Origin of the sequence: Yoonia sp. (assembly GCF_017854565.1) — a bacterium.
GTDB lineage: Bacteria > Pseudomonadota > Alphaproteobacteria > Rhodobacterales > Rhodobacteraceae > Yoonia.
The window spans coordinates 50,656-56,685 of the sequence record NZ_JAFMHJ010000020.1; the positions used below are offsets into that span (position 1 = coordinate 50,656).

The 6,030-nt window shown below is 58.5% G+C and carries 4 protein-coding genes; 3 read left to right on the forward strand and 1 reads right to left on the reverse strand.

Going from position 1 to position 6,030, the window contains the following annotated elements:
• Positions 1–14: 14 nt before the first annotated feature.
• Positions 15–335, reverse strand: a complete 321-nt coding sequence (locus tag QZ196_RS09905) for a hypothetical protein (RefSeq protein ID WP_296425947.1) — start codon at positions 333–335, stop codon at positions 15–17.
• Between the two features lie 305 nt (positions 336–640).
• Here QZ196_RS09905 and hisC point away from each other — a divergent pair, with 305 nt between their 5' ends.
• The 3 genes from hisC (at position 641) to ileS (ending at position 5,862) form a co-directional block, all read left to right on the forward strand.
• Positions 641–1,726, forward strand: a complete 1,086-nt coding sequence (gene hisC / locus QZ196_RS09910) for a histidinol-phosphate transaminase (protein WP_296425949.1) — start codon at positions 641–643, stop codon at positions 1,724–1,726.
• The gene (locus QZ196_RS09915) at positions 1,726–2,649 is read left to right on the forward strand and encodes a prephenate/arogenate dehydrogenase family protein (RefSeq protein WP_296425952.1); all 924 of its coding nucleotides are present in this window, start codon (positions 1,726–1,728) and stop codon (positions 2,647–2,649) included. The genes hisC and QZ196_RS09915 overlap by 1 nt, the downstream gene beginning before the upstream one ends.
• Before the next feature lie 249 nt (positions 2,650–2,898).
• Positions 2,899–5,862: an isoleucine--tRNA ligase gene (gene ileS / locus QZ196_RS09920; protein ID WP_296425954.1), complete on the forward strand. Its 2,964-nt coding sequence runs from the start codon at positions 2,899–2,901 to the stop codon at positions 5,860–5,862.
• Positions 5,863–6,030: the final 168 nt, after the last annotated feature.

A 6,030-nucleotide genomic window follows, 5' to 3' on the forward strand; every position in this document is an offset into this window, starting at 1 on the left:
CTCCCTTGGCTTGATCAATCAAGAGTTGGCGGGCCGTTTGGCTGCACTGCGGGCGCGTGCGTGCCATGGTCGGCTGCATGAACGCCGGCACCAAGGGTGAGAGCCCCATCACCAATGCCTTCCAACGCGGCACCTGAAATCACCAGCGTCGATCCAAATACAAGAAGCGGGACCGCGATGACCGTCGATGCGGCGGATGCGATGGATGCTGATCCTTCGCTTGCGGCTTGGCCGCTCAGGTTAACGGACTGTGACGCGTGTTGGCTGCTGGTATCGGCATGGGATGCCGTTGCTGCAAGGCCAAGTGCGAGAGTTACGATCATCGTGCGGCGCATTTTCGTGTTCCTTATTTTATGAACTATGTTCAATTGATACGCTGGCCGTGGCTCCCTGTCAATATAAATGAACGATGTTCATTTAGTAGTGGTGGCCGGTGGGTGGGCGAGGGTGCCCAGCCCGCGCTATTTCGGGCCGTGCTCTTTTCATTTGGGGACGCGGACCAGTTTTCTAGAAAATTGGTGCCTCTGGCAGGGATATTTTTGCTCGGAAGAAGCGATATTGGCGCGCACTTTCGCTTCTGTCTGGTCAGGACGCAGACTGGGCGCTAGAAGGTGGCAAACGACATCGATTGGACGTGAAAATGGCTGACGGCATTCAACCGCAACCCGGAATTATGGACATAGCGCTATATGAGGGCGGTGTGGCGCATCTGGACGGGGTGAGCAATGTGCTCAAACTCTCGTCGAATGAAAATCCATTGGGGCCTAGTGACGCGGCAAAAGACGCCTTTTCGCGCGCTGTGCATAACTTGCACCGCTATCCTTCGACAGACCACGCCGGACTGCGGCAGGCCATTGGTGATGTCTGGGGCGTCGATCCGGACCGTGTGATTTGTGGCGTCGGCTCGGATGAGATCATCCATTTTTTGAGCCAATGTTATGCCGGTCCCGGTGACGAGGTGGTACACACGGAGCATGGGTTTGCTCTTTACCGTATTTCGGCTTTGGCGGCCGGGGCCGACCCTGTCGAGGTGCGCGAGCGGGAGCGTGTCACGGATGTCGACGCAATTCTTGCCGCCTGCACGCAGCGTACAAAGCTGGTGTTTATTGCCAATCCAAATAATCCCACCGGCACCATGATTGGCGGTGCGGAAGTTGCACGGCTGGCGGACGGATTGCCGCCGCAAGCGATCCTTGTTCTGGATGGCGCTTATGCGGAATATGTTGATGGCTACGATGCGGGCCTTGCGTTGATTGAGAGCCGCGAGAACGTTGTCATGACCCGTACTTTCTCCAAGATTTATGGGCTGGGCGGTTTGCGGATCGGCTGGGGATATGGCCCGCAATCAATTATTGATGTGATGAACCGCATTCGCGGACCATTCAACATGTCGGCGGCGGCGTTGGTGACCGCAGAAGCTGCGGTTCGCGACACGGATTATACGGAAAAGTGCCGGGTCGAGAACGCGAAGTGGCGCGAGTGGATGGCCACAGCGCTGGCGGAACTGGGCGTGCCCTCTGATACATCCACCGCGAATTTTGTGCTGGCGCGGTTCGCGGATGACGCCGAAGCTGCGGCCTGTGATGCCCATCTGCGCGCCGCGGGCATCATTGTGCGACAGGTTTCTGGCTACAAATTACCCTATTGCCTGCGTATTACAGTGGGCGACGAAAGCGCCTGCCGCCGCGTTGTGCACGCCGTAGCCCAGTTCAAGGGGGCCATCTGATGGCGGTCATTTATGAGCGCGTCGCGCTGATCGGCCTGGGCCTGATTGCATCATCAATGTGTCATGCGATGCGCCGCGCGGGGTTGGCCGGTGAGATTGTCGGCTATGCAAAATCGGCTGAAACGCGCGAAATCGCCCGCGAAATAGGTCTGTGCGATCAGGTATGTGATAGCGTTGTGGCGGCTGCCAAAGACGCGGATCTGGTGGTTTTATGCGTGCCGGTCGGCGCGATGGAAGCTGTCGCGCAAGAGATAGGCCCGGTATTGAAGCCCGGCTGTACCATCAGCGATGTTGGATCGGTCAAGCGCACAGTGATTGACGTAGTGTCGCCTCATATCCCGTCGGGTGTGCATTTTGTCCCGGCGCATCCGCTGGCCGGAACGGAACATTCGGGGCCGCGGTCAGGCTTCGCCGAACTGTTTGACAATCGTTTTTGTATTCTGGTGCCAGCCCAGGACGCCGATCGTGACGCCGTTGAAAAGCTCGCAGGGCTGTGGCGCGGCATGGGCGCGCAAGTTGATGAGATGGACGCAGAGCATCATGATCTGGTGTTGGCCGTGACCAGCCACACGCCGCATTTGATTGCCTATACGATGGTCGGTGTGGCCGATGATCTGCGCCGCGTGACCGATAGCGAAGTGATCAAATACTCTGCCGCGGGTTTTCGCGATTTCACCCGGATTGCAGCGTCCGATCCGGTGATGTGGCGGGATGTGTTTTTGAACAACAAAGAGGCCACGCTGGAAATTCTGGGCCGATTTACCGAAGAACTTTTCGCCTTGCAGCGTGCCATTCGGCAAGGCGATGGCGATCACCTGCACGATTATTTTACACGCACGCGGTCGATACGTCGCTCGATCATCGAGGCGGGGCAGGATACAGATGCGCCCGATTTTGGCCGCGCCAAGGCCAAGGACGTATGATTTCCGAAAGAATGGCCACTTCTGGTTGAAATGGTGCTGCCTCCGGCGGGAGTAGTTGAAGACATAAGAAGCTGGACGCTGAGGCTTTACCCCCGTTCGTCACGGTCCTATAAGCGCGTCTATGATGAATCTGATGATCATACGAATTACGTCCCCGGCGGTTTGAGCAATCAAACATGCCGGGAAAAGGTGTCTGCGTCCGCGCACCGCTCATTTCCTTGATTTCATGACTGCTGAAGGACGCCGCAAATGTGCGCCGAGACCCCTGATTACAAATCTACCTTGAACTTGCCGCAGACGGATTTCCCGATGCGGGCCGGATTGCCCAAACGAGAGCCTGAATGGTTGGCCCGCTGGGCGCAGATTGGTGTATATGACAAGCTGCGCGCCAAGGCCGAGGGCCGGGCGCCTTTCACCCTGCATGACGGCCCGCCCTATGCGAACGGGCATCTGCATATCGGGCATGCGCTGAACAAGATCCTCAAGGATATGGTGGTGCGGTCCCAGCAGATGATGGGCCGCGATGCGCGCTATGTGCCCGGCTGGGATTGCCACGGGTTGCCGATCGAATGGAAGATCGAGGAGAAATACCGCGCCAAGGGGCAGGACAAGGATGCCGTGAATGTCGTCGATTTCCGGCAGGAGTGTCGCAAGTTCGCCGAAGGCTGGGTCGATATCCAGCGCGAGGAATTCAAGCGCCTTGGGATAACCGGCAACTGGGACGACCCCTATCTGACGATGGCGTTTCATGCGGAACGGGTCATCGCCGAGGAATTTCAGAAGTTCCTGATGAATGGCACGCTGTATCAGGGATCGAAGCCCGTGATGTGGTCGCCGGTGGAAAAGACTGCCCTGGCCGAGGCAGAGGTCGAATACCACGACCGTCAGACCGACGCGATCTGGGTCAAGTTTCCGGTGGTTGGAGGCGGGCGGCCCGAAATTGGGGAGTCTGGTGATGGGATCCTTGTATTTTCGTCTGGTGGTAAGGCTCAAAACCTGACCGAGACGTATAAAAATACGTCTGTGCTAATCTTCACAACAACACCGTGGACGATACCTCAGAACCGCGCAATCTGTTTTGGCGCGAATATCACTTATGGCCTTTATGAAGTTCTTGAAACTCCATTAGAGTGCTGGGCAAAAGTAGGGGAAAAATACCTTATCGCCGATGCACTTGCAGCAGATGTGATGGAAAAGGCGCGGCTTGAGCAAGGCATGTTCCGTCGTTTGCACACCGTGACAAGCGAGGCACTTTCGACATTCACCTGCGCCCATCCCTTGGCCAGCGCCGATCCCGAATGGGATTTCCCCGTGCCACTGCTTCCCGGCGGTCACGTCACCGACGACACCGGCACCGGGTTTGTGCATACCGCGCCCAGCCACGGTGACGACGACTATGCCATCGGGGTCAAGCATGGCTTGCCGATGACCTATAACATTCTTGATGACAGTTCATATCGCGCGGACCTTCCGTTCTTTGGCGGCGAAAGCATCCTGAAACCCAATGGCAAGCCCGGTGGGGCCAACAAGGCGGTGATCGAAAAGCTGAAAGAGGTTGGCGCGCTGATCGCGACCAAGCGCATCACGATTTCTGATGCGCATAGCTGGCGGTCCAAGGCCCCGGTGATCCGTCTGAACCGCCCGCAATGGTTTGCGGCCATCGACAAACCCGTCGGCGATGGCCAAGATACCTACGGCACGACGATCCGTGAACGCGCGCTGCGCTCTATCGACGAATTGGTCACTTGGACCCCGCAAAAGGGCCGTAACCGCCTGTACGCGATGATCGAGGCGCGCCCCGATTGGGTGCTGTCGCGCCAGCGCGCATGGGGCGTGCCGCTGACCTGTTTCACCAAGAAGGGCACCCAGCCAAGCGAACCTGATTACCTGCTCCGCAACGCCGCCGTGAACGCCCGCGTGCTCGCCGCATTCGAGGCCGAAGGCGCGGACACATGGTACAAGGAAGGCGCAAAGGAACGCCTTCTTGGGACCGACGTGAACCCCGACGACTACGATCAGGTGTTCGACATTCTGGATGTCTGGTTCGACAGCGGCTCGACCCACGCATTCGTGCTGCGTGACCGGCCTGATGGGTCTTCGGATGGCATGGCCGACCTTTATCTGGAAGGCACAGACCAGCATCGCGGGTGGTTCCATTCGTCAATGCTGCAGGCCTGCGGCACGATGGGCCACGCGCCCTATCGCGGGGTGTTGACCCACGGGTTTACGCTGGATGAAAAGGGCATGAAGATGTCCAAGTCGGTGGGCAATACGGTTGCGCCTGAAAAGGTCATTCAGCAATACGGCGCAGACATCCTGCGGCTTTGGGTGGCACAGTCAGATTATACGGCTGATCTGCGGATCGGGGATGAGATTCTCAAAGGGGTGGCTGACAGCTATCGCCGGTTGCGCAACACGATGCGCTATATGCTGGGGTCGCTCGCCGACTTTACCGAGGCTGACCGGGTGGACACCGCAGATATGCCCGAATTGGAACGCTGGGTGCTGCACCGGTTGTCCGATCTGGACCAGACCGTGCGCGAAGGCTACGCCAAATACGATTTCCAAGGCGTGTTTCAGGCGGTGTTTACCTTTGCGACGGTTGATCTGTCGGCGTTTTACTTTGATATCCGCAAGGATGCGCTGTATTGTGACGGTGATACTGAGCGCCGCCGCGCGGCCCGCACCGTGCTGGATATCCTGTTCCACCGGATCACCAAATGGTTGGCGCCAATGCTGGCCTTCACCATGGAAGAGGTCTGGCTGGAACGCTTTCCCGGTGATGACAGTTCGGTGCATCTGGAGGATTTCGCCCAAACGCCCGCCGATTGGCGCGATGCGGCGTTGGCCGAGAAATGGGCGACCGTCCGCAAGGTCCGTCGCGTTGTGACCGGCGCATTGGAGGTCGAGCGGACAGCCAAGGTCATTGGTGCCTCGCTTGAGGCGGCACCGACCGTCTACGTGACTGCGGATGCCGCCAAGCTGCTTGAGACCGTCAGCTTTAATGATCTGTGCATCACGTCGGGCATATCGGTATCAACGGACTTGGCACCTGCGGATGCGTTCCGTTTGGATGATGTTGCCGATGTGGCTGTGGTGTTTGCCCGCGCCGAGGGCGAGAAATGCCAGCGCTGCTGGAAAATCCTGCCCGATGTGGGCACCCATGCGCATGCTGGCGTGTGCGGGCGCTGTGACACGGCGCTGGCTGGTTAGGTCAGGCGGCGCTGCGCGACGCGCTGATGTCGCGCAGCGCCTCTGCGGCGATCCGGAACGACCGCAGCCGCGCGCCGTGGTCGTGGATCATCCCGGTCAGGATCAGCTCGTCGGGTCTTGTCAGACAAAACCAGCTTGAGGCGGGCTGATCCGTTTCGTAGCGTAATC

Coding starts and splice junctions, on each gene's coding strand:
- QZ196_RS09905 (WP_296425947.1), bottom strand. CDS start 335: ATGCGCCGCACGATGATCGTAACTCTCGCACTTGGCCTTGCAGCAACG.
- hisC (WP_296425949.1), top strand. CDS start 641: ATGGCTGACGGCATTCAACCGCAACCCGGAATTATGGACATAGCGCTA.
- QZ196_RS09915 (WP_296425952.1), top strand. CDS start 1,726: ATGGCGGTCATTTATGAGCGCGTCGCGCTGATCGGCCTGGGCCTGATT.
- ileS (WP_296425954.1), top strand. CDS start 2,899: ATGTGCGCCGAGACCCCTGATTACAAATCTACCTTGAACTTGCCGCAG.